General features: G+C 67.3%; 21 protein-coding genes. 4 read left to right on the top strand and 17 right to left on the bottom strand.

Going from position 1 to position 22612, the window contains the following annotated elements:
• Positions 1–233: 233 nt before the first annotated feature.
• From ACO057_RS19445 to ACO057_RS19415, 7 genes are all read right to left on the bottom strand, one after another.
• Positions 234–713, bottom strand: a complete 480-nt coding sequence (locus ACO057_RS19445) for a hypothetical protein (protein ID WP_421994540.1) — start codon at positions 711–713, stop codon at positions 234–236.
• A gap of 43 nt (positions 714–756) precedes the next feature.
• Positions 757–948 carry a CopG family transcriptional regulator gene (locus ACO057_RS19440; protein WP_421994538.1) on the bottom strand — a complete coding sequence of 64 codons (192 nt, stop codon included), beginning with the start codon at positions 946–948 and terminating at the stop codon, positions 757–759.
• Positions 949–962: 14 nt separating this feature from the next.
• Positions 963–1244 carry a hypothetical protein gene (locus ACO057_RS19435; RefSeq protein ID WP_421994536.1) on the bottom strand — a complete coding sequence of 94 codons (282 nt, stop codon included), beginning with the start codon at positions 1242–1244 and terminating at the stop codon, positions 963–965.
• Between the two features lie 1547 nt (positions 1245–2791).
• Positions 2792–3076 carry a hypothetical protein gene (locus tag ACO057_RS19430; protein ID WP_421994534.1) on the bottom strand — a complete coding sequence of 95 codons (285 nt, stop codon included), beginning with the start codon at positions 3074–3076 and terminating at the stop codon, positions 2792–2794.
• Between the two features lie 643 nt (positions 3077–3719).
• Positions 3720–4502 carry a recombinase family protein gene (locus ACO057_RS19425; protein WP_421994532.1) on the bottom strand — a complete coding sequence of 261 codons (783 nt, stop codon included), beginning with the start codon at positions 4500–4502 and terminating at the stop codon, positions 3720–3722.
• A 1106-nt stretch (positions 4503–5608) separates the two neighbouring features.
• Positions 5609–6109: a hypothetical protein gene (locus ACO057_RS19420; RefSeq protein WP_421994530.1), complete on the bottom strand. Its 501-nt coding sequence runs from the start codon at positions 6107–6109 to the stop codon at positions 5609–5611.
• Positions 6106–7473 (bottom strand): DUF3696 domain-containing protein, encoded by a 1368-nt coding sequence (locus ACO057_RS19415; RefSeq protein WP_421994528.1) that lies wholly within the window; start codon positions 7471–7473, stop codon positions 6106–6108. The genes ACO057_RS19420 and ACO057_RS19415 overlap by 4 nt, the downstream gene beginning before the upstream one ends.
• A gap of 120 nt (positions 7474–7593) precedes the next feature.
• On the opposite strand from ACO057_RS19415, the gene ACO057_RS19410 reads away from it, so the two are divergent.
• On the top strand, positions 7594–7839 hold the full coding sequence (locus tag ACO057_RS19410) for a hypothetical protein (RefSeq protein ID WP_421994526.1): 246 nt from the start codon (positions 7594–7596) through the stop codon (positions 7837–7839).
• Positions 7840–8096: 257 nt separating this feature from the next.
• Here the strand turns inward: ACO057_RS19410 and ACO057_RS19405 are convergent, their stop codons facing one another.
• Positions 8097–9749 (bottom strand): DUF6538 domain-containing protein, encoded by a 1653-nt coding sequence (locus ACO057_RS19405; RefSeq protein WP_421994524.1) that lies wholly within the window; start codon positions 9747–9749, stop codon positions 8097–8099.
• A 42-nt stretch (positions 9750–9791) separates the two neighbouring features.
• On the bottom strand, positions 9792–10439 hold the full coding sequence (locus tag ACO057_RS19400; protein WP_421994522.1) for an NAD(P)-binding domain-containing protein: 648 nt from the start codon (positions 10437–10439) through the stop codon (positions 9792–9794).
• Positions 10440–10520: 81 nt separating this feature from the next.
• Between ACO057_RS19400 and ACO057_RS19395 the strand changes: the two genes are divergently transcribed.
• From ACO057_RS19395 to ACO057_RS19385, 3 genes are read left to right on the top strand one after another with little or no spacing between them, the layout of a single operon-like run.
• Positions 10521–11477, top strand: a complete 957-nt coding sequence (locus ACO057_RS19395; protein WP_421994520.1) for a Bug family tripartite tricarboxylate transporter substrate binding protein — start codon at positions 10521–10523, stop codon at positions 11475–11477.
• Between the two features lie 9 nt (positions 11478–11486).
• Positions 11487–12377 (top strand): isocitrate lyase/PEP mutase family protein, encoded by an 891-nt coding sequence (locus ACO057_RS19390; RefSeq protein WP_421994518.1) that lies wholly within the window; start codon positions 11487–11489, stop codon positions 12375–12377.
• On the top strand, positions 12374–13087 hold the full coding sequence (locus ACO057_RS19385) for a haloacid dehalogenase type II (RefSeq protein WP_421994516.1): 714 nt from the start codon (positions 12374–12376) through the stop codon (positions 13085–13087). Before ACO057_RS19390 ends, ACO057_RS19385 begins: the two co-directional genes overlap by 4 nt.
• 24 nt (positions 13088–13111) lie before the next feature.
• Here the strand turns inward: ACO057_RS19385 and ACO057_RS19380 are convergent, their stop codons facing one another.
• From ACO057_RS19380 to ACO057_RS19345, 8 genes are all read right to left on the bottom strand, one after another.
• Entirely contained in the window at positions 13112–14830 is a 1719-nt protein-coding gene (locus ACO057_RS19380) for a solute carrier family 23 protein (RefSeq protein WP_421994514.1), read from the bottom strand.
• Positions 14830–15660: an inositol monophosphatase family protein gene (locus tag ACO057_RS19375; protein ID WP_421994512.1), complete on the bottom strand. Its 831-nt coding sequence runs from the start codon at positions 15658–15660 to the stop codon at positions 14830–14832. Before ACO057_RS19375 ends, ACO057_RS19380 begins: the two co-directional genes overlap by 1 nt.
• On the bottom strand, positions 15657–16979 hold the full coding sequence (hflX, locus tag ACO057_RS19370) for a GTPase HflX (protein WP_421994510.1): 1323 nt from the start codon (positions 16977–16979) through the stop codon (positions 15657–15659). The genes ACO057_RS19375 and hflX overlap by 4 nt, the downstream gene beginning before the upstream one ends.
• Positions 16980–16992: 13 nt before the next feature.
• The gene (hfq, locus tag ACO057_RS19365; RefSeq protein ID WP_421994508.1) at positions 16993–17313 is read right to left on the bottom strand and encodes an RNA chaperone Hfq; all 321 of its coding nucleotides are present in this window, start codon (positions 17311–17313) and stop codon (positions 16993–16995) included.
• Positions 17314–17421: 108 nt separating this feature from the next.
• A complete protein-coding gene (locus tag ACO057_RS19360; protein ID WP_421994506.1) occupies positions 17422–18075 on the bottom strand; it encodes an HAD family hydrolase in 654 nt (217 codons plus the stop codon).
• The gene (locus ACO057_RS19355) at positions 18072–18947 is read right to left on the bottom strand and encodes a D-amino-acid transaminase (protein WP_421994504.1); all 876 of its coding nucleotides are present in this window, start codon (positions 18945–18947) and stop codon (positions 18072–18074) included. The genes ACO057_RS19360 and ACO057_RS19355 overlap by 4 nt, the downstream gene beginning before the upstream one ends.
• Before the next feature lie 28 nt (positions 18948–18975).
• Positions 18976–20370 (bottom strand): sigma-54-dependent transcriptional regulator, encoded by a 1395-nt coding sequence (locus tag ACO057_RS19350; RefSeq protein WP_421994502.1) that lies wholly within the window; start codon positions 20368–20370, stop codon positions 18976–18978.
• Positions 20360–22612: an ATP-binding protein gene (locus ACO057_RS19345; protein WP_421994500.1), complete on the bottom strand. Its 2253-nt coding sequence runs from the start codon at positions 22610–22612 to the stop codon at positions 20360–20362. The genes ACO057_RS19350 and ACO057_RS19345 overlap by 11 nt, the downstream gene beginning before the upstream one ends.

The raw sequence follows: 22612 nt of genomic DNA, 5'->3' as shown, positions 1-22612 counted from the left end.
TGGTTGTCGGGACTTCAAACTTGTCAGATTCTGTCATCTGCTCCGGGCCGAGACACCCTCTTCAGGTCGGTGCTGGGCGGATGGGACCGAGCGCCCGGAGATCAACACTCGGTCGCGCCCCCGCCACCAGCGACCCGACGAACCGGCGGAGGAGTGGAAGGGGATGCCGCCCCTACTCGACATCCCCCTACGGAACGGCCAGGGGGGGCAGAACCCAGCCGCCCCGATCTTGGTTAGGCGCGGTCCCGCTTCTGGCGGAGACCAAGGGCAGCGCCTGCGAACCCGGTGAAGGGGGCCTCGGCCTTGGCGGCGGTGGTCTCACTGGTCTTCGGGTGGGGCTTGAAGACGGGCGGGCCGGCGAGCCGTTCGGTCTTGGTAACCGCGCCACTCTTCAGCAGCTTGTCCAGGCGGGCGCGGACATCATCCGGGCTGGCCTTGATCCGGGCTGCGTAGGCGCCGCCGTTGACGTGGACCGGGGCGAAACCTTCGGCCTTAAAGGACTGCATGATCGCACCGAGCAGTTCCAGCTCCGGCAGCGTGTGACGATCAGCCCACCCCTTCGCGGCGCCCGGCAGCCGGTCGAGGCGGCTCTGCTCGGCCGCGCTCTGAGCTTCAGCCTCGGCCTTCTGGCGGATGTCCTGGGGTGCGGCATGTTCCGAGGAGGGAATGAAACTCAGGGTGCCCGAGAACGTGGATATCGTTTGATTGGCCATGGTGGGCCTCCTGTGTGTGGCGGTGGGGAATGCCTGGACGGCATCAGGTGGTAGGAGCTGGCGCCTCGCTGAAGCCGAGCACGTCATCCTCCGGGACAGGAACGCCCAGACGGCGCAGGCCCTCGCGGAGCAAGGCGCCTCGGGTGCGGCCCCGCTCGCGGGCGAAGGCGTTGATGTCGGCCACCACCTCGCGCGGAAGAACCATGGAAATGGTGGAGAACTGGGGATCGGTCATGGGAACCTCCTTGGTCAGGGGCGGCGGAGGCGGCAGAGCCGCGCATGGGGCGTGAGCCCGGTGATGGCTACGCTGCGGGACGGAGGCGTGGGCTGGCGAGGCTGCATGGGCTGGTTGGGTTTCGTGGCCAGCCGGCTCCGCTCCTGGGCGGTCGTGGGGACGGGGATGTTCAGCGCCCGTAGCCCTTCCCTCAAAAGCGCGGAGATCGTTAGGCCACGCGCGCCGGCAGCAGCCATCACGACATCGAACGCCTCGGGGCGGAGGCCGGTGCTGAGGCTGTGGAATTTCCCGGCCATGGTGGCCTCCTCGGTCAGGATGCGGACGGGACGGCGGTGCGGGTTCTGACACGGGCAGATACCGGGCGCGCAGTCGGCGGGCGGTGGGGTCGGCCGGGCCGCCTAACCCCGGGAATGTTTACGCCCATAGAACGAAGCCCCGCCCGCAAAAGCTCGGAGGCGGACATGCCGTTCGCCTCCGCGAACGAGAAAACGGCCTCCCTCGCCTCGGGATCGATGGTCATGCTGATGAAGGACATCTTGGCCATGGAGACCTCCTCATGAATATATAAAGTACCCTACGATTTTTTGCCCGTTTATTCAACTGTCTTCAACGGTAATTCGGATTTTAATGCGGGATTTAATGATGACATACTTGTCAATTACTGATTTTTTAAGATAACTAACGGGTCATGCAGGTCAGGCGGCAGTTCGGGCTGCGCGGGCAGCGGACAAGTCGATCACTTTCGGCACGGACCGTGGCAGACCCTGCGGGCCTCAGCCTCTGTGAGGGCGGCCTGACCCGCTGTCTGATGACCGTGGACCTAGTTCACCCCGGCAAAATCTACCGGACCCCAAGGAGTGCCCTCCGGGTCCGCTTCGCATTTCTGACCCCTGCAACCGGGTGCAATCTTGGAGACCCCGGTAGATATTACCGAGGTGGAAGGCTCATGATCGCCAGAGATGGCTAGGAGGGAGTCCGGTAGAATCTACCGAGGTGCCCCAAGGGCCGGGGATGTCCTGTAGGCATTACCGAGGAGCGCCTGCGACGGGTCGCCCCAAGATGCTGACCGCAGGTATGGGCCTCGGGGCCATCGAAAAACGACACCGCCGCGATTGCTCCAATCGAAGCACGGCCGAGAGCGATCAATCCCACCAATCGGTTACCGTGTAAATAATAATACAAATTATTGCGAGTGCGGAAAGTGTTCACGCAGCGCGCCGGACTGGATGGATCAAGGTCATGTGGTTACCTTTCCTCCTGCGCGGTACTCCAACGCATTCTGCACCCGGGTGCAGTTTCTTCGGTACGTGGAGTGATCCTTTCTTTCAGGTATCACTATGGGTGGTGAGCCCTGAGCTGAAGGCATAGGACGACCATCCCCGCCATTTCAGCGAGGACGGTCCCTATGCCTCCGCGAATGTTGCGGTCCTATGGTATGGAGCCGCCCCTCGCCTTGGCAGCAACGTGGCGTGTGTGCCCGTTGCCTCTGCATCTACTTATCGCGGCTCTCACACGCCGCGCTTCTCACCCTTATGCATTCAGGACCGGGTTACCGCGTTTGAGAAGTTCCCATAGTGGCGGATGAAACCATGCCGCTACCGTTTGGTACCGACCAGCATGGAGTGGCGGCAACCGTGAAACACGCGGGACGAAACCCACCTCGATTCATGATCAACTACCTTAATCAGGCTATACTAAAGATTGTCCAATCACCATAGCCATACGGGAAAATTTTACGTTCCTTTGCCAAGGACTGACTCTTCTCGATGCCATTAGTACGCCCTGACAAAGAATTCTTGTGCTATTAATTCTTTATTGTCAGAGGAAATGGAGGCGGAATGGGTCACGCCACCCGCTGCTCGGCGGGGATGTCCATGACCTCGAAGGCGAACCTCTCGGCGGCGGCTTCTTTCGTCCGGGCCCGGATCGGGCCAGAGGCCACGTGCAGCGCATGGGTCCGCTGGATCGAAGGCTTGTAGTTCCGGCCGGCGGCGGCGTTGCGCTCCCAGGCGGTGGTGAAGGCGAAAACCGGCGTCTGGAACTGGACCCCTGGCGGTGGCTCGATGCGCGGCGCCAGCGCGTAGCAGAACCACTCAGGGCCGAGCAGCATCGTGGCCAAACTCTTCATCTCATGTCCTCCGAGCACCGCGCGGCCGGCCGAGATGGCCGCAGGTCTGCGCACGGTGCCGGTGGATTATGAGCCCCGACAGGCGGGCCGTAAAAGCCCTTAAGTGATTGAAAATAAAATACATGTAGGCGGCAGATGTGCCGCCTACACTCCAGCCTGCACCGGGTTGCAGGGAGCAGAGTGGGCGACCGGTCAAAACGATCTGGACTGAATGGCTCTCGTCGGCGGTGGGTGATCAGGCGGTAACCTGCCCGCAGGGAATCGGAGGAAAGCGCACATGCGCGGATGGATCGCTGCAACCGGGTGCATGCTGCTGTTGGCGGGTTGCGGCCCAACAGCCCAGATGGCGACAGCCCCGGGATCGCCGCTGCCCGGCGGGTTCGCGGTCTGCGCGGAGCACTACAGCGGCGGGCGCTGCGCGGACTGGCGCTCCGCGACCGACACTTGCGTTCATTGGAATGGGATCGACGCGCGCGGCCCGGACGGTGCCGCCACGCCCTTCGTGCCTTGTGACACCGTGCCACGACGCATGCGCGCGGTTGGTATCCGGGGCGGAACCTCGCCCCTGTTTAGCCGGATCGACGCCGAGCGCGCGGCGGCCGGACTCCCCGCCATCGAATAGCGCGAGGGTGGAGCAGTTCCGTCAGCTCTCAGCGCCCAGCGGCTCGGAAGAGGTGGAGCCCTGGATAGCGTCCACCCGGAGCCGCGCGTTGCGCACGCCGGTTGCCGTCCACTTCCCGGAGGCCACGGCTGGGATGCCGGCCTTTTTGGCCCTGGCCACTTCGCGGGGCTGCGGCACGCCGTTCTCGTTCAGGTAGGCCGCAATCTCGCGCAGGCTGACGGCGCCGCTCGCGCGGGCTGTTTCCACATGCGCCACGAGGTGGTTCGCAAAGTGGTCCGCCTTGCGTCGAAGGGCCTTGGCGGCCAGCTCGCGACCGTTCATCGCCTCTTCGCGCGTGAGAGGCCGCTGCCCCTCCCGGATGCCGCCGAGCTTCGTGCCCCGGGCCTTCGCGGCGGCCAGGGCGGCCTTGGTGCGGGTCGCGATCATGCGGGCCTCCTCTTCGGCAACGGTGGCGCGGATATGCAGCATGAAGCGGTCGGTGTCCGGATAGTCGGTGGCGATGAAAGGCACGCCCTGCTTGATGAGCCCCGAGATGAAATGAACGTCGCGGGCCAGCCGGTCGAGCTTCGCCACCAGAAGCGTCGCGCCCGTGCGGCGGCAGCGTTCCAGGGCCTTCGCCAGCTCGGGCCGGTCTGACTTCCGGCCGCTTTCGACTTCCACAAAGGTCGGGCAGAGAAGTCGGTCACCGGGCCGGAGGAAACCGTTGATGGCGGCTTCCTGAGCTTCCCGGCCGAGACCGCTGCGGCCCTGCTTGTCGGTGCTGACGCGAAGGTAGGCAACGAAGGTGCGGGGCGTGCTGTTCATGAGCGACAGATACCCCGCTCAGATTGATGTGTAAATTCTAGTCAACGAACGTTGGCTGAATTTTATACGCCTGGCGTCGGCACTGATGCGCATATCCACATGGCCGAGCCATGGTTAGTCTGGTTACCTACAAATGAAGGGGCCAGGAAATGAGGGCGCTGTTGGTCATGCTCGCGTTGGCGGCCTGTGCAGCACCCCCACCGTCCCCATCGGCATCGGTGCCGGCGCCACTGGTGATGGCATCAAGCACAGAGCCCCCGCCGCCGGCCGGTTTTTCGGAAGAGCAGATGCGCCCGCTTCTGAACATGATGCCCGGCGTGATGGCGGAACGGGCTCGCGCCCTTGCCGAGGCGGCTGAGCCTTCACTTCGACGAGGAGCCGCCGCACCCGCCAAACAAGCGCGAGAAGTGCGCATCAACCGAACCGTCGATATCATCATCGTTTGGGTGCTCCAGGAGCAACGGCGACGACGTGGAGAGGTGGGGGCCGCACCGTCCACGCTCACAGCACCCTATGAGGGAGCCTCATCAGGCTCCGGATGCGGCAGTCGCGGCGGCCCCGGATATCGCCTACCGAACGGCCGCTGCGCGAGCCACCGCAGGTAGGCGACAGTTGGCCTGCACCCCAGGGCGCAGATTTCCTATCGGTCGGACCGGACCCCGACATAGACGCAGAGAACCGTGTTGGCTGACCACACGACCGTCTTCGTGAAGTCGCACATGGAGCCGATGCCCCCGATTTCTTCGGCGTTTATGGCGATGATGTCGCCGGGTTGGCACCTCTCGTATAGCGTCGTGATGCTGGGTGCGGCCGGCTGAGTTGGATTCCTGGAGCCGGCCCGCACCTGATTCTCCAGCCTCCGGATAACGGAGGCTGCACCCGTCCCGCAAAAGGTGCCGATGCTGGGCTGTGCCTGCGGATTCGGAGTTCCTTGGGCGAGTGCAGTGGAGCCGATGGAACCCGCAAGGGCAGCTGACAACGCGAGTTGACGAAGGGACATGTGGGTAGCTCCATCATTAAGGGCCGGCGTCTACCAGCGTCTGATGGCGGATGCTTCGTGATCTACTTGAGTTTCGCCATGGCTCCTCGGTGCATTTCCTCCTCGTTCATGTCTGGAACCATATGCCAGGGGCACATCCACAGAGGAACTTGATCTTCACGCCATTCTTGCGCAGGGCTGCTCCGGCATGGACCCAGTCGCTATCGGTCGCAACGCCAACAGGGACCTTGGCGCGTCGCGCCAGGGCGGCGAACTTTCGATCCGAAAGATCGAAAGACGCCAGCGCTGCATCAACGGGGAAGTCCTCAAACGATCCGTCCGCCGCCTTCGGCAATTCCAGGCGTTCCACGCGCTCTGGCGCACTTTGCAGGACGGCCAGATAGAAGCGATCCCCCACCCCCGGCTGCCCTTTCGGATGCAAGTGCCGATGATACTCGGCCTGAATCTCTCCATTGAGGTCGAGCAGCACACGACCGTCGCTCAGAAGCCGGGTCAGGAATTCGATCGAAGCCTGCCGGCAATCCACGGACGGGCTGCCACCGCCCGCCCCGTCCGCTCGGCCATTCGCCACGATGGGGACGTTAGTGTCCACAACGAACCGCTTCACTTCGTGGCTCGGGCGCGGAGCCGCTTCAGACGGGCAAGTTCCGCTTGCGCCGTTTCACCGAATGAATCACCGAAGAAGTTCGGCGGCCAATTCCGAATCTGGCCCAGCAGGTCGAGTTCCAATGCAGTCAGGCTCGACCGGCCCCCGGCGGCGTCGCAGAAATACAGGCGGACATCGCCCGCGTTCAGCGCCTCCTCGGCAACGCGGCGTTGCAGCCTAAGCAGCAGGTGCTCAGAATGGCTCTCCAAGATCACCTGCACGCGACGATGGATCGCGGCATGGATGATCACGTCGGCAAGCGCCGCCTGGGCAAGCGGATGCAAGTGAATCTCCGGCTGCTCCAAGATCACGGTCGAGCCTTCCGGCACGAAGAGCAGAAGCGTGACTACCGGCAGGACCTGCGACACGCCGAAGCCAACATCCGTGAGTAGGACCTCACTGCCCCCCTCCCGGGTAGTCACTTTCGCCTGCCATCGGTTAGAGCCCTCGGCAATCTCTTCCACCTTGAAGCTGTGAATCAGCCCAAGCTGTTTTAGCCAGTGCGCGACCATGGCCTGGAAGGGCCTTAGCCGCGTCTTGGGCTTCAGGTTCAACTGCACATTGGCTTCAGTTGCAGCGAGGATGGCGTCGATCGTCTTCTCGCCGCGCTGGCCCACATCGTAAGGCCGAGAACGCGCCCAGAGATAATCGCGCTTAGGGAATTCGCGCAGCGGTCCAAGGTAAAAGATGCGGTCTACGGCCTTCTCATATGCCGCTTCCAGGTCGGATAGGAAGCTGGCGTTCTGAAAGTAGGTCCTTGCCTGATCGGGAAAAGCGTAACCCTTGATCGGTCCCGGCAGCGGCCATTGACGACCTTGGGTTCGCACAAAGCGAAACCCTGCCCCCTCGCCACGTGGGCTAAGGTCATAACCGCGATCCGCTCGCTTGCTTTGCGTCAGGGCGAACTCCTGGTCGGCCAACCGATAAGCCAGCCGTTTGACCACGGGCGCCCGCTTCTCGACGGCCATGCTGGCCAGGAGCGTCATCGCGTCGCCCGCCGCCAGGGGCGCACTGCTTTTTCCCTCGGAAGGGTTTGCCAGAAGCAAGGGGGCATCCAGCCGAAACGTCGCCTCCAGCTCGATGCCCAGCGATTCGTCATGCCGGTGGATTGCATCGCGAATGGTGCCCAGTTCCACATAGGAGCCGTTCAGCTCCAGCGAGACCGCGCGGTCGGTCGCTTCCTTCGTCTGCTTAAGCAGCAGCAGGAATTGAAGAATGCTGGTTTTGCCGGAAGAGTTGGTGCCGAACAGCCCCGTGATCCGTCCGCAGGCCAAGTCCACCCTGGGCCAGGACTTGAAGTTGGTGAAGTTGAGGTGCGTGAGCATCGGCCGATGCTACAGCAGCGGCATCTGCGCCGCACCCGTTTCGCGCCGCCCTACCCATGGCTCTCAGCCGACCATCAAGAGCCTTTTTGCATTCCAGTGCCTGCGGCATATTCGGCGCCCATGAAGGTCTTCTCCAAGGCAACCGGCGAAACGCGGCTTTCCGGCCGCTGCGACGTGCCTGAGGGCACGATAGATGCCTATGACGTGCCTCTGTTCGGCGCGAAGTCGATCATCATGGAACGCTTCGGGATCGGCGAGGTGAACGTCTTCAGGCCGGACGGCAGCTACACCACAGAGCGCGGGGTGCTGCTGGTCCCGGGCCAGGACCCCGCGCTGCTGCCGGGCTGGCAGCCGCTGGCGTCGTGACGTGACGGGGGAGGACTACCTAGGCCCTGGTTGGCTTAGGCCCGCGCATGAACGGATCGCCTCGAAGCTCACGGGGCCGCAATGGCGCCTTCTGCACGCCATCGGCGCCGAGGGGGGCTCGACCGCCCTGCCCTTTCATGTGGCCACTATGGCAGCACTTCTCCGCCATGAGCTGGTCGTCGAACGTGGCGGAACCGCCGCTCTGACCGACCTGGGTAGCGACGTCTTGGCCGAGGCTGACACTCGCGCGGCACCCTTCACTCCGGATTGAGCGGGTCCGGCACGCGACGGAGGTCCTTCAGCGTCTCTGCCGGCTGCTCGGAAAGCGGCTCCAGGTAAGCGTCCCCGGACCCGTGTCGTCCCTCATGGCCAAGCAGAGCGTCTTGCACATGCGGCAGGACGCGAAGTGTGACCAGGGAGCGCTTCAGGCGATGTCGGAACGAATGGGCGGGAGCTGTCCGCGTGTCCGTCACCCCCGCGCTGCGCACCCATACCGACATGCGCTTAGTCGCCAGCCCTACTCGGTCACCCCGCTTGCTTTTGATGTCGGGGAAGAGCGGACCGGCGGGATCGTCGGGCGATAGCAGAGCGGCGCGGTAAGCCATCAGGTCCGGCAAGAGGGCGGGATGCACCGGGACCATGCGGCGCGCGGCGGCCGTCTTCAATGGGCGTTCTGGGGTGGGCACGATGTCGAAGATTAGCACGCCGTCCACCTCGCGGAGGTCCTGGCGCCGAAGACCGACAAGCTCGGATATGCGCATGCCGGTAAAGCACAAGGCAGGCGCGGCGACGCGGAGGAAGCCGCGCTCCGCGCGGGCAGCGCCGAGCAGCGTGGCGGCCTCCCGGTCCGTATAACCACGACGCGATGTCGAGGCATCTTTGCGGGGCTGCGGCGGGGCCACTCCTGCAAAGGGGTTGGATTCCAGCTTGCCGTTGGCCACGGCGAGGGCGCAGACGGCGCTCAGGGACAACAGGCAGTCGCGAACCGTCTTAACCCCCAGGCCCTTCTCCAGCAGATCGGCCTTCCAGTTTCCGGCGTCCAACTTCGCGACCCTGCGGAGATCATCGTAGCCGAGGAATTTTGCAAGCTGCGCGAAGCGGCGCTCGGCGGCCTTTTGAGTGCGCTCGGTGGGCTTCCTCTCGGCGGCCCACGCCTTGACCAGCTCGGCGGCCGGCAGCGGCCGTGCTGGCGGTGCAGGTGCAGGCGGCGCTTCCATGAGGCCGTGCAGATCGAGGAACGCGGGATGCGGTGGCGGGGCAGCATGGTCCCCAAGACGGTGGAGGGAGCGGGCTGCATTCTCAGCCTCGGCCGCGAGTAGCAGCCGGGCGGCATACAGGCGCAGCGGGTCAGGCACGTTGCCGAAGCGATGGGCGTGCATGAGGGCATCAATGCGCTTCGGTCTGGCACCCGCCACGGTGGAGACAATTGGTTTCTTGTCGGCAGGATCGGGCGTTGCAACCCGGTGCAGAGTTTCAGCGGTGACGCTGGCGCCAGCTTCTTCAAATGCGGAGGCCAAGTTGGTCAGGTGCGCGGAATCCTCGCGGCGATGGTCAATGAGCACATCGGCCATGCCCGTGGCCAGGGCGTGGGCATCGGCGGCTTCAGCTTCGCGGTCGGCAAGGGCGAAGCGTCTGCGGATGGCGGCGCGGATGTCTGCCTCTGTGGGCTCGGCCGGCGGTGAGACGGCAGCGAGCGTGTGACGTGCGCGCTCTAGCTCGGCCTCCAATTCCACCATGGCCGGATGGTATCGCTTCGCCGCGATCTTCTTGTCCGGGGTGCGCAGACTGGCCCACAGCTCGCGCTTCCCGACGACGGGCCGAAGCTCAGGCGGAACGATCCGCCGAATTGTCCAGTTGCGATCTTTGCCTTGGCGTAGGTAGGGCAGTTTGGCCACGTCAGCGTCTTCCATCTGAAGATGATGCGTGGAGCAGTTTTCCGGTGCAAGACGGCCTTAGACCTGGGTTTCGAGGGGGCGACCCTCTAAGTCAGAACGCTTCACCATCTCGGCCGTCGCCGCATTGGTGCCGTGCACCGCGCCGCGCACGAAGAGGCGGTAGAATGCGATGGCCCGGCGCGTCGCCTCCGGCGTGAGGCCGCCGGCCACGCGGTCATTCGCCACGAGCTCGGCGAGGATGCGCCCGGGCAGCACGCGCTCCGGCCCATAGGCGATGGCGAGGTCCTCCAGCTCCGGGCGCAGCTGCCGCAGCAGATCCGCGATCCGCGCGGTGGTGCCGATGGGGCTCGTGCTTTCCAGCAGCACCAGGTCGCCGGATGTCAGCGCAGGCGCGAGCGCGCGCGTGGCGTCCATCACATGGTCCAGCATCGGCGCGCGATCGGCGTCCAGCGGCGTGGGCACGGCGATGACGAAGACGTCGGCCGGCGGCGGCGTCTCATGCAGGGTGAAGAGCCCCTCCCGCAGCGCGCGCTCCACGAGCGGCCCGACATCCGGCTCGTCGATGTGGATGCGCCCGGCGGTGAGGGTCGCGCGGACGGCGGCGCTGCTGTCCACGCCCCGCACGTGGATTCCGCGGCTGGCGAGCAAGGCCGCCGTGGGCAGCCCCACATAGCCGAGGCCGATGACGGTGACGCTTCGCGACATGAGGCGAGGTTGGCACGAAAGCGGGGCTTCCGCACAAGACCGCGCCGCGCGAAGCTTCCGGCAACGGAGGAAACAACGAGAATGATCAGCAAGCGAAGCCTGCTCGCCCTTCCGGCCCTGATCCCCGGGCTGGCCTCGGCGCAATCGGCCTGGCCGCAGCGGCCAGTGCGCCTCGTGGTGCCCTATGCCGCGGGCGGCGGCACCGACATCCTGGCCCGCGCGCTCGGCGAGGCGCTGCGCCCGCACCTGCCCTTCCCCATCGTGGTCGAGAACCGCGCGGGTGCGTCCGGCGTCATCGGCAGCGAGGCCGTCTCGCGCGCGGAGCCCGACGGCCACACGCTCATGGCCGTCGTCTCCACGCATGTGATGAACAAGCACGTGCTGAACGCGATCCCCTTCGATCCGATCGCGGACTTCACCTCGGTGGCCATGCTCACGCGCAACACGATGGTGCTGGCCGCCTCGGCCACCCTGCCCTTCACCGATATCCCGAGCCTGGCCGCCTTCGCGCGCGCCAACCCCACGCGCCTGTCCAGCGGCGGCACCGAGGCGCTGTCGAGCTTCATCGGTCTCGAACTGGCGCGGCGCATCGGCGCCGAGATTCCCGACGTGCAGTACCGCGCCGGCAGCCAGCTCATGACCGACGTCGTCGCCGGCAACCTGCCGCTCGGCTGGACCAGCACGGCCAGCGCCACGCCGCATATGAGCACCGGGCGCGCGCGCATCATCGCCGTCAGCACCGCCACCCGCACGCCCTTCTTCCCCGAGGTGAAGACGGTGATCGAGCAGGGCATTCCCGATTTCGACTTCTCCGGATGGGTCGCCCTGCTGGGCCCCAAGGCCATGCCCGACACCCTCGCCCAACGCATCTACGGCCATGTGGAGCGCGCCTTCGCCGAGCCGAACTTCCTCGCCCGCCTGACCGCGCTCGGCATCGAGCCGGACCTGCGCGCGCCCGCCGCCTGCCTCGACGCCATGCGGCGCGAGGACCGTATCTGGGCCGCGGCTTCGGCGGCCGGCACCCTTCCCAAGCAATAGGATTGCACGATGGCGAACCCCTCCCTCAAAGCCTGTTTCGACGCGAAGAAATTCGTGGTCGCGCCGGGCATCTTCGACATGATCAGCGCCAAGGTGGCGGACGGGATGGGCTTCGACTGCCTCTACGTCACCGGCTTCGGCACGGTCGCCTCGGGGCTCGGCGTCGCGGATGCCGGCATCGCGACCTATACCGACATGATCTCGCGCATCGGCCGCTTCGCGCAGATGTCCAAGACGCCCGTCATCGCCGATGCCGATACCGGCTATGGCGGCCTGCTCAACGTGCGCCACACGGTGATGGGCTATGAGGCGGCCGGCGTCAGCGGCATCCAGCTCGAGGACCAGGAGGTCCCGAAGAAATGCGGCCACACGCCCGGCCGGCGCGTCATCCCCGCCGAGGAAATGGTGCTCAAGATTAAGGTCGCGGCCGAGGCGCGGCGCGATCCCAACTTCCTCATCGTCGCGCGCACCGATGCGCGCACGGGCCTCGGGCTTGAGGAGGCCATCCGCCGCGGGCGCATGTATGGCGATGCCGGCGCGGACGTCGTCTTCATCGAGAGCCCCGAGAGCGAGGCGGAGATGGTCGCGATCGGCAAGGCCATCACCGACAAGCCGCTGCTCGCCAACAACGTGGAGGGCGGCCGCACGCCCATCCTCTCCAAGGCGCGGCTGAGCGAGATCGGCTACGGCATCGCCATCTATCCGGCGGTCGGCTTCCTCGCCGTCGCGGCCGCGCTGGAGCGTGTTTATAAGGAGCTGAAGCAGGTGGGCGACAGCAACGGCCTGCCCGCCCAGGAAAGTTACGGCTTCGGCCGCATCTGCGAGCTGATGGGCTTCCCGGAGGTCTGGGAATTCGACAAGCGTTGGGCGGAAATCGCCGCCAAGGAATCCGCGAAATGAGCCAGGTCAAAGCCCTCGTCTTCGACGTCTTCGGAACCGTTGTGGATTGGCGGACGGGGGTGGCGCGCGAATTCGCCGCCTTCCTGCCCGCCTTCGGCCGCACCGACCTCGACCCCTTCGCGCTCGCCGATTCCTGGCGGCGGCTCTACCAGCCGGGGATGGAGGAGTGCCGCTCCGGGCGGCGTGAATGGACGCGGCTGGACGTGCTGCATCGCGAGAGCCTGGAGAAGGTGCTCGCCGCGAACAACATCACGGGCGCGAGCGAGGGCGATCTCGATCACCTGAACCGCGCCTGGCATCGCCTCGATCCCTGGCCGGATGTGGTGCTCGGCCTCACGCGGATGAGCCGGAAGTATTTCCTCGGCACGCTGTCCAACGGCAATATCGCGCTGATGGCCAACATGGCCAAGCGCGCCGGCCTGCCCTGGGACGCGATCCTCGGCGCGGAGCCCACACGGGCCTATAAGCCGCAGCCCGAGGCCTATCTGCGCACGGCCGAGATCCTCGCGATGAAGCCCGAGGAGGTCTGCCTCGTCGCCGCCCATAACGGCGACCTGCGGGCGGCGCGCAAGGCCGGGCTGAAGACGGCCTTCGTGCCGCGTCGGACCGAGCATGGCGAGGGCCAGGACAAGGACCTCGGCGCGGAGGATCCCTGGGACTGGGTGGGGACGGACTTCGTGGACCTCGCCGCCAAGATGGGCTGCGCCTGATACGGCGCTTGCCCGCTCCGGCCCTCAGACGTCCTCGAACACCGCGCGCCATTCCCGAGCGCGGCGTTCGAGGCGGCTGGCCTCGCGCGTCGCGAGCCAGAGCGTGAAGGCTTCCTGCTCGTCGGTTTCACCCTCGAGCGCCGCGGCATTCGGCGCGATCGCGGGTGCCGGCAGCGGCGGGCCGGCGAAGCGCACGGCGATGGACACCTCTCCCTCGGCGTGGCGCGCCTGCACCTGAAGACTGGAGAGCCCGCGCCCGGCGAGAACCTCGCCCATTTCGATCAGGAAATGCTCCACCTTCTCCATGGTGCTGCGCCGGGCGCCCCAGGCGCCGCCGAGCCGTAGCGCCTCGTCCTCGGCAAGGCGGGGCAGCGAGGCGTCCAGCCGCAGCGTGAAGCTGGCCTGCCGCGTCATGAAGGGCGCTGTGACGACGTAGAGCAGAAAGCCCGTCATCGCGCCGAAGGTGAGCGGCGAGGCCAAGGCCGGCAGATGCTCGGCGAAAAGGCCCGGCGCGATCACGACCGACAGTCCCGTCACCAGGCCGAGCCCCACGACCAGGCTGCGCCGCACGTCCAGCATGCGCGCGGTGATGAGCTGGCAGCCCGTCGCGATGATGAAGCAGGTCGCATAGAGCACCATGGCCGCCTTCACCGGCCCCGGCATGGCGACGAAGAGCGCCACCAGCTTCGGCGAGAAGGCCAGCGCGGCCATCATCGCCGCCCCGATCGTCGCGATCGCCGGCGCCAGCGTGCGGTTGGCGATCGACAGTCCGGCGCAGGCCGCCGAGGCCGAGGGCGCCATGCCGCCGAAGAGGCCCGAGGCCACGAGGGTCAGCGCATTCGCCAGGAGCCCACGCCGCAGCGGCCCGCCATCGGGCTTGCGCCATTGCGCGTCGGACGCGCGCTGCAAGGCCAGGAGATTGCCCAGCAGCACGGCCTTGGCCGGCACGAGGGCGAAGACGAAGCCCAGCAGCAGCGCCACCGGCAGACCATCAAAGCGCGGCAGGACCGGCGCGGGCCAGGCGAGCCAGGGATTGGCCGCGAGGATCGCCATGACGCCGGAATCGCCCGGCAGCAGCGCGACCACGCCCCAGGCGGGGATGGCGCCGACCAGCACGCCATAGGGCGCGAGCCGCGTCCGCGAGAGCGCGACGCCGACCATCACCAGAAAGGCCACCAGCGTGATGGCGATGTCCGTGACCTGCCCTGCCCCCGCCACCGGCCCCCGCAGCCGCAACTCGTCCAGCATCACCGGCACGAGCGAGACGCCCAGCAGCATGACCACGAGCCCCGCGAGCTCGGTCGGCACCAGAGCCTGCGGCCGGCGGATGACCAAGGTCGCCGCCATCGCGATGACGCCCGCCACGACCAGCAAGGCGCCAGTCCGCTCCAGGGTGAGCCCGGCGCCCGCGCAAAGCAGATAGATGCCCACGAAGACCGGAGAGGGGATCGCGGGCAGTTGATAGCCCGCGCCTATCGCGCCCCGCCGCAGCCCCTGCAACGCGGCGAAGAGCGCGACGGCCAGCAGCGAGAGGCAGAGGAAATTGGTGGCCTCGCGCGGGCCCATTCCATAGCCCACGGCGATGGCCGCCGGGAGCACGAGGAAGATCGCCTGCACGGCCAGATGCTGGAAAGCGAGGCCGGCGGCGGCGGAAAAAGGAACCCGGTCGTCGAGGCCGTAGTCCACTTCGGGCGGCCGCTGGGGTTTACGGTCGGCTTCACGCGGGGCGAAGCCGAAGGCCATCAATCCTCGCCTAAGAGAGACTGCATCGCCTCGGCGTGGCTGGCGGCATCGGGCGCGCAGAGCAGCCCGCCCGTGTGCCGGCGCGGCGAATAGGGCGCGCCGTCGAAATGCGAGGAGTGGCCGCCCGCCTCGGCATGGATCAGCACGCCGGCCGCGTGATCCCAGGGCATCAGCTTGTTGTAGACGAGCAGATGCGCACCGCCTGTCGCGGCCAGGCGGTATTCATGCGCCGCGCAGCGGAAGTTGAGCGTGCCGGCGAGCCGCGAGAGGCGCGGCAGCACGCGCGCCTTGCGCTCCGGCGGCATGAAGCCCCAGGAGACCGCGCCCACCATGGAGCCGACCGGCGCGGGCGCGCTGACGCGGCAGTCGCGCCGGGCGCCGTCGGGCGACTGTACCCAGGCGCCCTCGCCGCGCAGGCCGATGACGGTGTCGTCGCCCATCGGGTCGTGGATCCAGCCGGCGATGGTCTCGCCGTTGCGCACGGCCGCGACCATCACGCCGAAGAGCGGCACGCCGGCCGCGAAATTTGCCGTGCCGTCGACGGGGTCGATGATGAAGCAGAGCTCCGCCTCCGCCATCTTCTCCAGCAGCGAGGGATCGGCCGCGGCCGCCTCCTCGCCGAGGATCATGGCGTCGGGGAAGCGCGTGGACAAAGCGGCGCTGATCCTGCGTTCCGCCGCCTCATCCGCCTCCGTCACGAGGTCGAGCGGGCCGGATTTGACGCGGATATCGCCCGCGGCGAGCTGGCGGAAGCGCGGCAGGATCTCCGCCCGGGCCGCGTCGCGCAGCAGGGCGGCGACGTCGCTCGCCTGCGTGGTCGTGATCCTCATGGCAGCTGGGCGTAGCGCGCGCGGTCGGTCGGCGAGAGCCGCACCGTCACCTGAATCAGCCCCTCGGTCTCCGCGCGGTCGATGATCTCGCCATGGCGATAGAGCCAGGCGAGACGGGCGCCGTCCTCGGGCGGCAGGTCGAAGCGCTCGACGACCATGCTGGCCGAGAGCCGCTCGTCGAGCACCTGCTGCAACCGGTCGAGCCCGTCGCCCGTCAGCGCGGAGACGGCCAGGCCGCCCTGCGAGCGGGCTGCGATGGCCTCGGTGCCGCCGAGCAGGTCCGCCTTGTTCAGGACCTCGATGCTGCGCGCGCGCCAGCCCTCGTCGAGCGCGGCGTCGGAGCCTTCGGTCATCTCGTCCAGCACGCCGACCACGTCGTTGCGCTGGGCGGTGCTGTCGGGATGCGCCACGTCGCGCACATGCAGGATGATGTCGGCCGAGGCGACCTCCTCCAGCGTGGCGCGGAAGGCTTCGATGAGCTGGGTCGGCAATTCGCTGATGAAGCCGACCGTGTCCGACAGGATCGCATTGCGGCCCGAGGGCAGCGTGATCTGCCGCATGGTCGGGTCCAGTGTCGCGAAGAGCTGGTCCTGCGCATAGACGACCGCGCCGGTGAGCGCATTGAACAGCGTGGACTTGCCGGCATTGGTGTAGCCGACCAGCGCGATCACCGGATAGGGCACGCGCTCGCGCGCCCGCCGGTGCAGGCCGCGTGTGCGGCGCACCTGCTCCAATTCCTTCTTGAGCCGCACGATCCGGTCACCGATGAGGCGGCGGTCGATCTCGATCTGGGATTCGCCGGGGCCGCCGAGGAAGCCGAAACCGCCGCGCTGCCGCTCCAGGTGGGTCCAGGACCGCACGAGGCGCGTGCGCTGATATTCCAGATGCGCGAGCTCGACCTGCAGCGTGCCTTCGCGCGTGCGCGCGCGGTCGCCGAAGATCTCCAGGATGAGGCCCGTGCGGTCGATGACCTTGGCCCCCCAGGCGCGCTCCAGGTTGCGCTGCTGCACGGGGGTGAGGGCTGCGTCGACGACGACCAGCGTCGCGCCCTGCTCCTCCAGCGCCTGCTTGATCATCTCCACCTGGCCCTCGCCCAACAGCGTCGAGGGACGGCGCTGCCGCAGCGGATGGATGCCGGTGTGGACGATGGTCACGCCGATGGAGGCGGCGAGGCCCACGGCCTCCGCAAGCCGCGCTTCGGCGGCTCGCGGCATGGCGCCGGCGGGCGCGAATTCCAACACGTTGGAACGCTGCGCCCGCTCATAGGGCAGGATGACCGCGGCGCGCGTGAGCGCGGCCGCGGTGTCGTCACTCGTCACGGGCAGCGGCGGGCTACCGTGAACCGATGGTCAGCGTGGTCTCGCGCAGGGGGGCGGCTGCCGTTGCCGGCGCAGCTCCCGCGACGCCGGCCGTCGTGCCAACCGCCTGGGGATCGAAGAGCATGATGGGGGCGCCCGGCATGACCGTGCTGATCGCGTGCTTATAGACCAGCTGGGTATGCCCATCCCGACGCAGGAGCACCGAGAAGTTGTCGAACCAGGTAATAATCCCCTGGAGCTTGACGCCGTTCACCAGGAACACCGTCACCGGAGTTTTGCTTTTCCGAACGTGATTCAGGAACACGTCCTGCACGTTCTGGGATTTCTCGGCCATGAAGGCCTCCTTCTTGTTTTTCGCGGAACCCTGGATGGATACCCCCTAAGGGTGGATCCCAAAGGGACCCCAGGCGGGCGCCGCGTGCGAGGTCCGAATTTCGGGCCTCTAGCCTTGCTTGTCCAGGGCCTGGACCCAGCGAGCCAGCGCGGAGCCCCCCGCGAAATGCATGTCTGGAGCCACTGATTCCACGCCCCCGTCATGGGCCGCATCGCCCAGCAACACGGCGGTACAGCCGGCGGAGCGGGCCGCCTGCATGTCGATCGCGGTGTCACCGACATACCAGACCTCGCGCCCGGCGCGCAGGCCCATGCGCGAAAGGCAGAGGTGCAGCGGCAGGCCGGAGGGCTTGTCGGCCATCGCGTCGCCCGCCCCGATCAGCGCGCGGAATCGGGCATCCCAGCCCAGATGCCCGGCCTCGGTCCGCAGCAGCGGCCCCTGCTTGTTGGAGACGACGCCGAGCGGCAGATGCGCGAGCGCGTCGAGCATCGCGACGCTCTCGGGCAGCGGCCGGATGACCTCCAGATGAGTGGCGCGCACGGCGTCGTAGAAGATGTCGCGCGCACGCTCCCACTCTGTGCCGAAGTATTCGGGGAAGCTGTCGCGCAGGGACTTTCGGACATTGGCCAGCACCATCTCGCGCGTCCAGGGCGGCATGCCGAAGGCGGCGAAGGTCGTGTTGAGCCCGGACTGGATCGCGGCCCATCCGTCGATGAGCGTGTTGTCCCAGTCGAACAGGATCGCGACGGGAGCCGCCGTCACGCCGCGTTGCCCAGCTGCGCCTGCACATGGCGCGTGAAGACCTCAAAGAGCCGCCGCGTCACCGGCCCCACCTTTCCATCGGCGACGTCCTGGCCGTCGATCCGGGTGATGGGCTTCACGAAGCTCGTGGCCGAGGTGAGGAAGGCTTCGCGCGCCTGGCGCATCGTCTCCAGGCTGAACTCCTCCAGGCTATAGGCGATGCCCGCCGCCTCCAGCTCGGCGATCAGCGCCCCGCGCGTGCAGCCAGGCAGGATCGACTGGTCGAGATGGCGGGTGCGCAACACGCCCTGGGCATCGATGATCCAGAAGGAGGTGGCGGCGCATTCGGTCACCATCCCCGTCGCCTCGTTGTAGAGAATGGCCTCCGCCGCACCCGCCTCGCGCGCCGCCTGGCGGGCCAGCACGTTGGGCAGCAGGTTCACGCTCTTGATGTCGCAGCGCGCCCAGCGCTGGTCGGGATGGGTGATGGCCGCGATCGCCGTCGCGTCGAGATTCTTCGGATAGGCGGCGATGCGCTTGGCCGTTACCACGAAGGAGACCGGGACCGGCTTCTTGGGGAAGGCATGGTCGCGCGGCGCGACCCCGCGCGAGACCTGCATATAAACCAGCCCGTCGCCCGTGATGCGGTTGCGGCGCAGCACCTCGATCAGCACCATGCGCAACGCCGCGCGGTTCATCGGCATGGGGAGGCGGATCTCGGCCAGCGAGCGCTCCAGCCGGCCCAGATGGCGCTCCTCGTCGATGAAGCAGCCGCGATGGACGTGGACCACCTCGTAGATCCCGTCGCCCAGCTGGTAGCCGCGATCCTCGATGTTCACGCTGGCTTCGCTCTGGGGCAGATAGGCCCCGTTCACATAGGCGATCTTGGACATGCCGGCCTTCCATTGAAACCCGGCGAGGTTACGCCGTCCCCGAGGCTCTGTCTTCCGCCTGCACGCCCAGGAATTTCAGCTTCCGGTGCAGCGCGCTGCGCTCCATGCCGACGAAATTGGCGGTCCGGCTGATATTGCCCCCGAAGCGCAGCAGCTGCGCCTCCAGATACTGCCGCTCGAACATCTCGCGCGCGTCGCGCAGCGGCAGGGTCATGATCTCGCTGGAGCGGTCGAGCCGCAGCATCGAGGGCGCGGCGGAGACGATCTCGGGCGGCAGGGCCTCGGCGCGGATCGGCTGGCCCAGTTCGCCCGGCGCCATGATGAGCAGCCAGTCAATCAGGTTGCGCAGCTGGCGGATATTGCCCGGCCATTCATAGGTCTGCAGCGAGGCGATCGTGTCCTCGGCCAGGACGCGCGGCGACAGTCCCGAGGTCTCGATGGAGCGCGCCAGGAAATGGCGCGCCAGAGCGGGCACGTCCTCGCGCCGCTCGCGCAGCGCGGGCATGCGCAGCGGCACGACCGAGAGGCGGTAGAAGAGATCCTCGCGGAAGCGCCCGGCCGTGATCTCGGCCTGGAGGTCTCGGTTGGTGGTGGCGATGACGCGCACATCCACCTTCACCCGCGTGGCGCCGCCGATGCGCTCGAAGCCCTGCTCCTGCAGCGCGCGCACGATCTTGCCCTGGGTCTCCATGGGCATGTCGGACACTTCGTCGAGCAGCAGCGTGCCGCCATGGGCCCGCTCCAGCGTGCCGGCGCGGCGCGGCTGGTCGCCCTGCGGCTCGACGCCGAAGAGCTCCTCCTCGATGCGGGCGGGGTTCAGCGTGGCGCAGTTGAGCGCGACGAAGGGCCCGTCGGCGCGGCGCGAGCGGGCGTGCAGCATCCGCGCCGCGACCTCCTTGCCCGTGCCCGCCGGCCCGCTGATGAGCACGCGCGAATTGGTCGGCGCCACGCGCTCGATGGCCGCGCGCATCTGCGCCATCGCCGGTGACACGCCCACCAGCTCCATCTCCGAGCCGGCGCGCAGGCGCAGCTCGCTGATCTCGCGCCGCAGCTTGGCCGCTTCCAGCGCGCGCGAGACGATGAGCAGCAGCCGGTCGCTCTTGAAGGGCTTCTCGATGAAGTCGTAGGCGCCCTGCTGGATCGCCTGCACCGCCGTCTCGATATTGCCGTGGCCCGAGATCATCACGCAGGGAACATGCGGCTCCTCGCGATGCAGCGTGTCGAGGATGCCCAGGCCGTCGAGCCGGGAATTGGCCAGCCAGATATCGAGGATGACCAGCGACGGGCGGCGGGCGCGGAAATGCGCGATGGCGGTGTCGGAATTATGAGCCTGACGGGTCTCGTAGCCCTCGTCCGAGAGAATGCCGTCGATGAGCGAGCGGATATCCGGCTCGTCGTCGACAATCAGGATGTCATGCGCCATTGCCGCGCTCCATCACTTCCCCGTCCTGAACCTCGGCCTCCCGCGCGGGGAGGAACAGCTCGGCGCGCACGCCTTGCCCCCCTGGGGCATCGCTCAGCACGATGCGCCCACGATGGTCCTCCATGATCTTCTTCACGATAGCAAGACCAAGGCCGGTCCCCTTTGCCTTATGGGTCACATAGGGTTCGGTGAGACGATCGACCTCGACCCCTTCCGGGAGGCCGATTCCATCGTCCTCCACGGCTATGACGAGCATATCGCCATCCGGTTGCAGGCTCACCCGAATATGACCAAGCGGATTCGGGCGCTCCTGCCCCTCATCCTCGGCCCGCTGCACCCGCATGGCAATGGCATCGGCCGCGTTGTTGAGCAGGTTGGTGAGCGCCTGGTTGATCAGCCGCCGGTCGCAGGCGCCATAGACCCTGATCTCCGGAAGCTCCGTCGTCCAGACGATCTCGGGCCGCGAGTTCTGCTGCAGGATCAGCGCGTCACGCACGATCTTGCCCATCTCCTCGGTGCGGATCACCGGCTGGGGCATGCGGGCGAAGGCGCTGAACTCATCCACCATCCGCCCGATATCGCCCACCTGGCGGACGATGGTTTCGGTGCAGGCGATGAAGGTCTCTGGGTCGTCGTGGATCTGCTTGAGGTAGCGCTTCTTCAGGCGCTCGGCGCTGAGCTGGATGGGCGTCAGCGGATTCTTGATCTCATGGGCGATGCGCCGGGCGACATCGGCCCAGGCCGCCTGGCGCTGGGCGGTCAGCAGGGCGGAGATGTCGTCGAAGGTCAGCACATGGCCCTGCTGCTCCGTCTCGGGCGAGAGGCGGGCGAGCAGCGTGCGCCGGGCATTGTGGGGACCGACGCGGATCTCGGCCGTACGCGTGGCGCCGGGATTGGCCAGCAGGGACGCGAATTCCGGCGCGATCTCGGCCATGGACCGGCCGATCTCGCGCTCCAGGTCGATGCCGAGGAGCTGGCTCGCGCTGCGATTGGGCAGGTTCACCCGCAGTTCGGAATCAAGCCCCACGATGCCGGCCGAGACGCCGCCCAGCACGGCCTCGGTGAAGCCCTGCCGCTCGGCGATCTGGCGATAGGCCTCCATCAGTTCGCTGCGCTGGGCCGCGAGCTGATTGGTCATGCGGTTGAAGGCGCGGCTGAGGCTGCCGACCTCGTCATCGGCATCGCCCTCGACCACGCGCACGGACAGGTCGCCCCCGCGCACCCGCTCGGCCGCGACGATGAGCCGCGATATGGGCACCGCCAGCTGGTTGGCGAGAACCAGGCCGATCAGCACCGCGGCCAGCAGCACCAGCAGCGAGCCGATGGCGAAGATCATCACGAAGGTGACCTGCAGCCCCTCGCGGTTGCGGTCGATCTGCTGATAGGCCGTCACCGCCTGCTCGGTGCGCTGCATATGCTCCAGCACGGAGGAATCCACGGGCCGGCCGATCATCAGCTGGAGCCCGGAGGTCGGCGTCAGGGCGATCACGGCGCGGACGCGGTTCTCCTCCCCGACGGCGATGACCGCGACCTCGCCGTTGGTCGCCAGCTCCATGGCCCAGTCGGGCGGCGGGGAGAGCTGGAAGGCCGAGCTGATGCCGGCATGGGCGACGATGCGGCCCAGCAGCGGCTCGAAGACCACCGCCTCGGTCAGCCCCCGCGCGCTGGCCTGGGTGGCAAGCACGCGGGCGAAGGCGAGGCTCTGGTCGGGCAGCAGCACCACGGCGCGGTTGAGGTCGTTGGCCATGGCCAGCGCATCGGCGCGGATGTTGTTCTGGTGTTCCTCGAAATAGGCGCGGCTGGCGACCAGCGAAGCCTCCAGCGCCGTGCGCACACGGTCGCTGAACCAGGCCTGGATGCCGAGGTTGAAGAAGCCGACCGAGAAGCCCGCCACCGTCATCGCCGGCACGATCGCCACCACCGAGAAGAGCAGCACGAGCCGGGTGTGCAGCCGCGACCCCGCCGAACCCTTCCGCCGCTCCGCCCAGACGCGCACCAGCTGGCCGAGCAGCGAGACCAGCAGCAGCAGGATGATGGAGGTGTTGACCAGGAAGATGACGACGACCTGCCCTGGCCGGGTCGGCCCGAAGGGGCTGCCGTCGGAGAGCAGAACGAAGGTCGCGATGCCCATCAGCAGCGCGCCGACGCCCAGTCCGAGCGTGACGCCGCGGCCCAGCAGCATATCCGCCATCCGCCGCAGCAGAGAGACGCGCGGGCGGGGTGCGGCCGGACTCGCGCTCAT

It is taken from the genome of Roseococcus sp., assembly GCF_965227005.1.
Taxonomy (GTDB): Bacteria; Pseudomonadota; Alphaproteobacteria; order Acetobacterales; family Acetobacteraceae; genus Roseococcus.
The sequence above is the reverse complement of the archived record's forward strand: the minus strand, read 5'-3'. Positions and strand labels throughout refer to the sequence as shown.

Bases quoted from the DNA above. Each gene is read 5' to 3' on its own strand.
- ACO057_RS19445 (WP_421994540.1), bottom strand. From the start codon at position 713: ATGGCCAATCAAACGATATCCACGTTCTCGGGCACCCTGAGTTTCATT.
- ACO057_RS19440 (WP_421994538.1), bottom strand. From the start codon at position 948: ATGACCGATCCCCAGTTCTCCACCATTTCCATGGTTCTTCCGCGCGAG.
- ACO057_RS19435 (WP_421994536.1), bottom strand. From the start codon at position 1,244: ATGGCCGGGAAATTCCACAGCCTCAGCACCGGCCTCCGCCCCGAGGCG.
- ACO057_RS19430 (WP_421994534.1), bottom strand. From the start codon at position 3,076: ATGAAGAGTTTGGCCACGATGCTGCTCGGCCCTGAGTGGTTCTGCTAC.
- ACO057_RS19425 (WP_421994532.1), bottom strand. From the start codon at position 4,502: ATGAACAGCACGCCCCGCACCTTCGTTGCCTACCTTCGCGTCAGCACC.
- ACO057_RS19415 (WP_421994528.1), bottom strand. From the start codon at position 7,473: ATGCTCACGCACCTCAACTTCACCAACTTCAAGTCCTGGCCCAGGGTG.
- ACO057_RS19410 (WP_421994526.1), top strand. From the start codon at position 7,594: ATGAAGGTCTTCTCCAAGGCAACCGGCGAAACGCGGCTTTCCGGCCGC.
- ACO057_RS19405 (WP_421994524.1), bottom strand. From the start codon at position 9,749: ATGGAAGACGCTGACGTGGCCAAACTGCCCTACCTACGCCAAGGCAAA.
- ACO057_RS19400 (WP_421994522.1), bottom strand. From the start codon at position 10,439: ATGTCGCGAAGCGTCACCGTCATCGGCCTCGGCTATGTGGGGCTGCCC.
- ACO057_RS19395 (WP_421994520.1), top strand. From the start codon at position 10,521: ATGATCAGCAAGCGAAGCCTGCTCGCCCTTCCGGCCCTGATCCCCGGG.
- ACO057_RS19390 (WP_421994518.1), top strand. From the start codon at position 11,487: ATGGCGAACCCCTCCCTCAAAGCCTGTTTCGACGCGAAGAAATTCGTG.
- ACO057_RS19385 (WP_421994516.1), top strand. From the start codon at position 12,374: ATGAGCCAGGTCAAAGCCCTCGTCTTCGACGTCTTCGGAACCGTTGTG.
- ACO057_RS19380 (WP_421994514.1), bottom strand. From the start codon at position 14,830: ATGGCCTTCGGCTTCGCCCCGCGTGAAGCCGACCGTAAACCCCAGCGG.
- ACO057_RS19375 (WP_421994512.1), bottom strand. From the start codon at position 15,660: ATGAGGATCACGACCACGCAGGCGAGCGACGTCGCCGCCCTGCTGCGC.
- hfq (WP_421994508.1), bottom strand. From the start codon at position 17,313: ATGGCCGAGAAATCCCAGAACGTGCAGGACGTGTTCCTGAATCACGTT.
- ACO057_RS19355 (WP_421994504.1), bottom strand. From the start codon at position 18,947: ATGTCCAAGATCGCCTATGTGAACGGGGCCTATCTGCCCCAGAGCGAA.
- ACO057_RS19350 (WP_421994502.1), bottom strand. From the start codon at position 20,370: ATGGCGCATGACATCCTGATTGTCGACGACGAGCCGGATATCCGCTCG.
- ACO057_RS19345 (WP_421994500.1), bottom strand. From the start codon at position 22,612: ATGAGCGCGAGTCCGGCCGCACCCCGCCCGCGCGTCTCTCTGCTGCGG.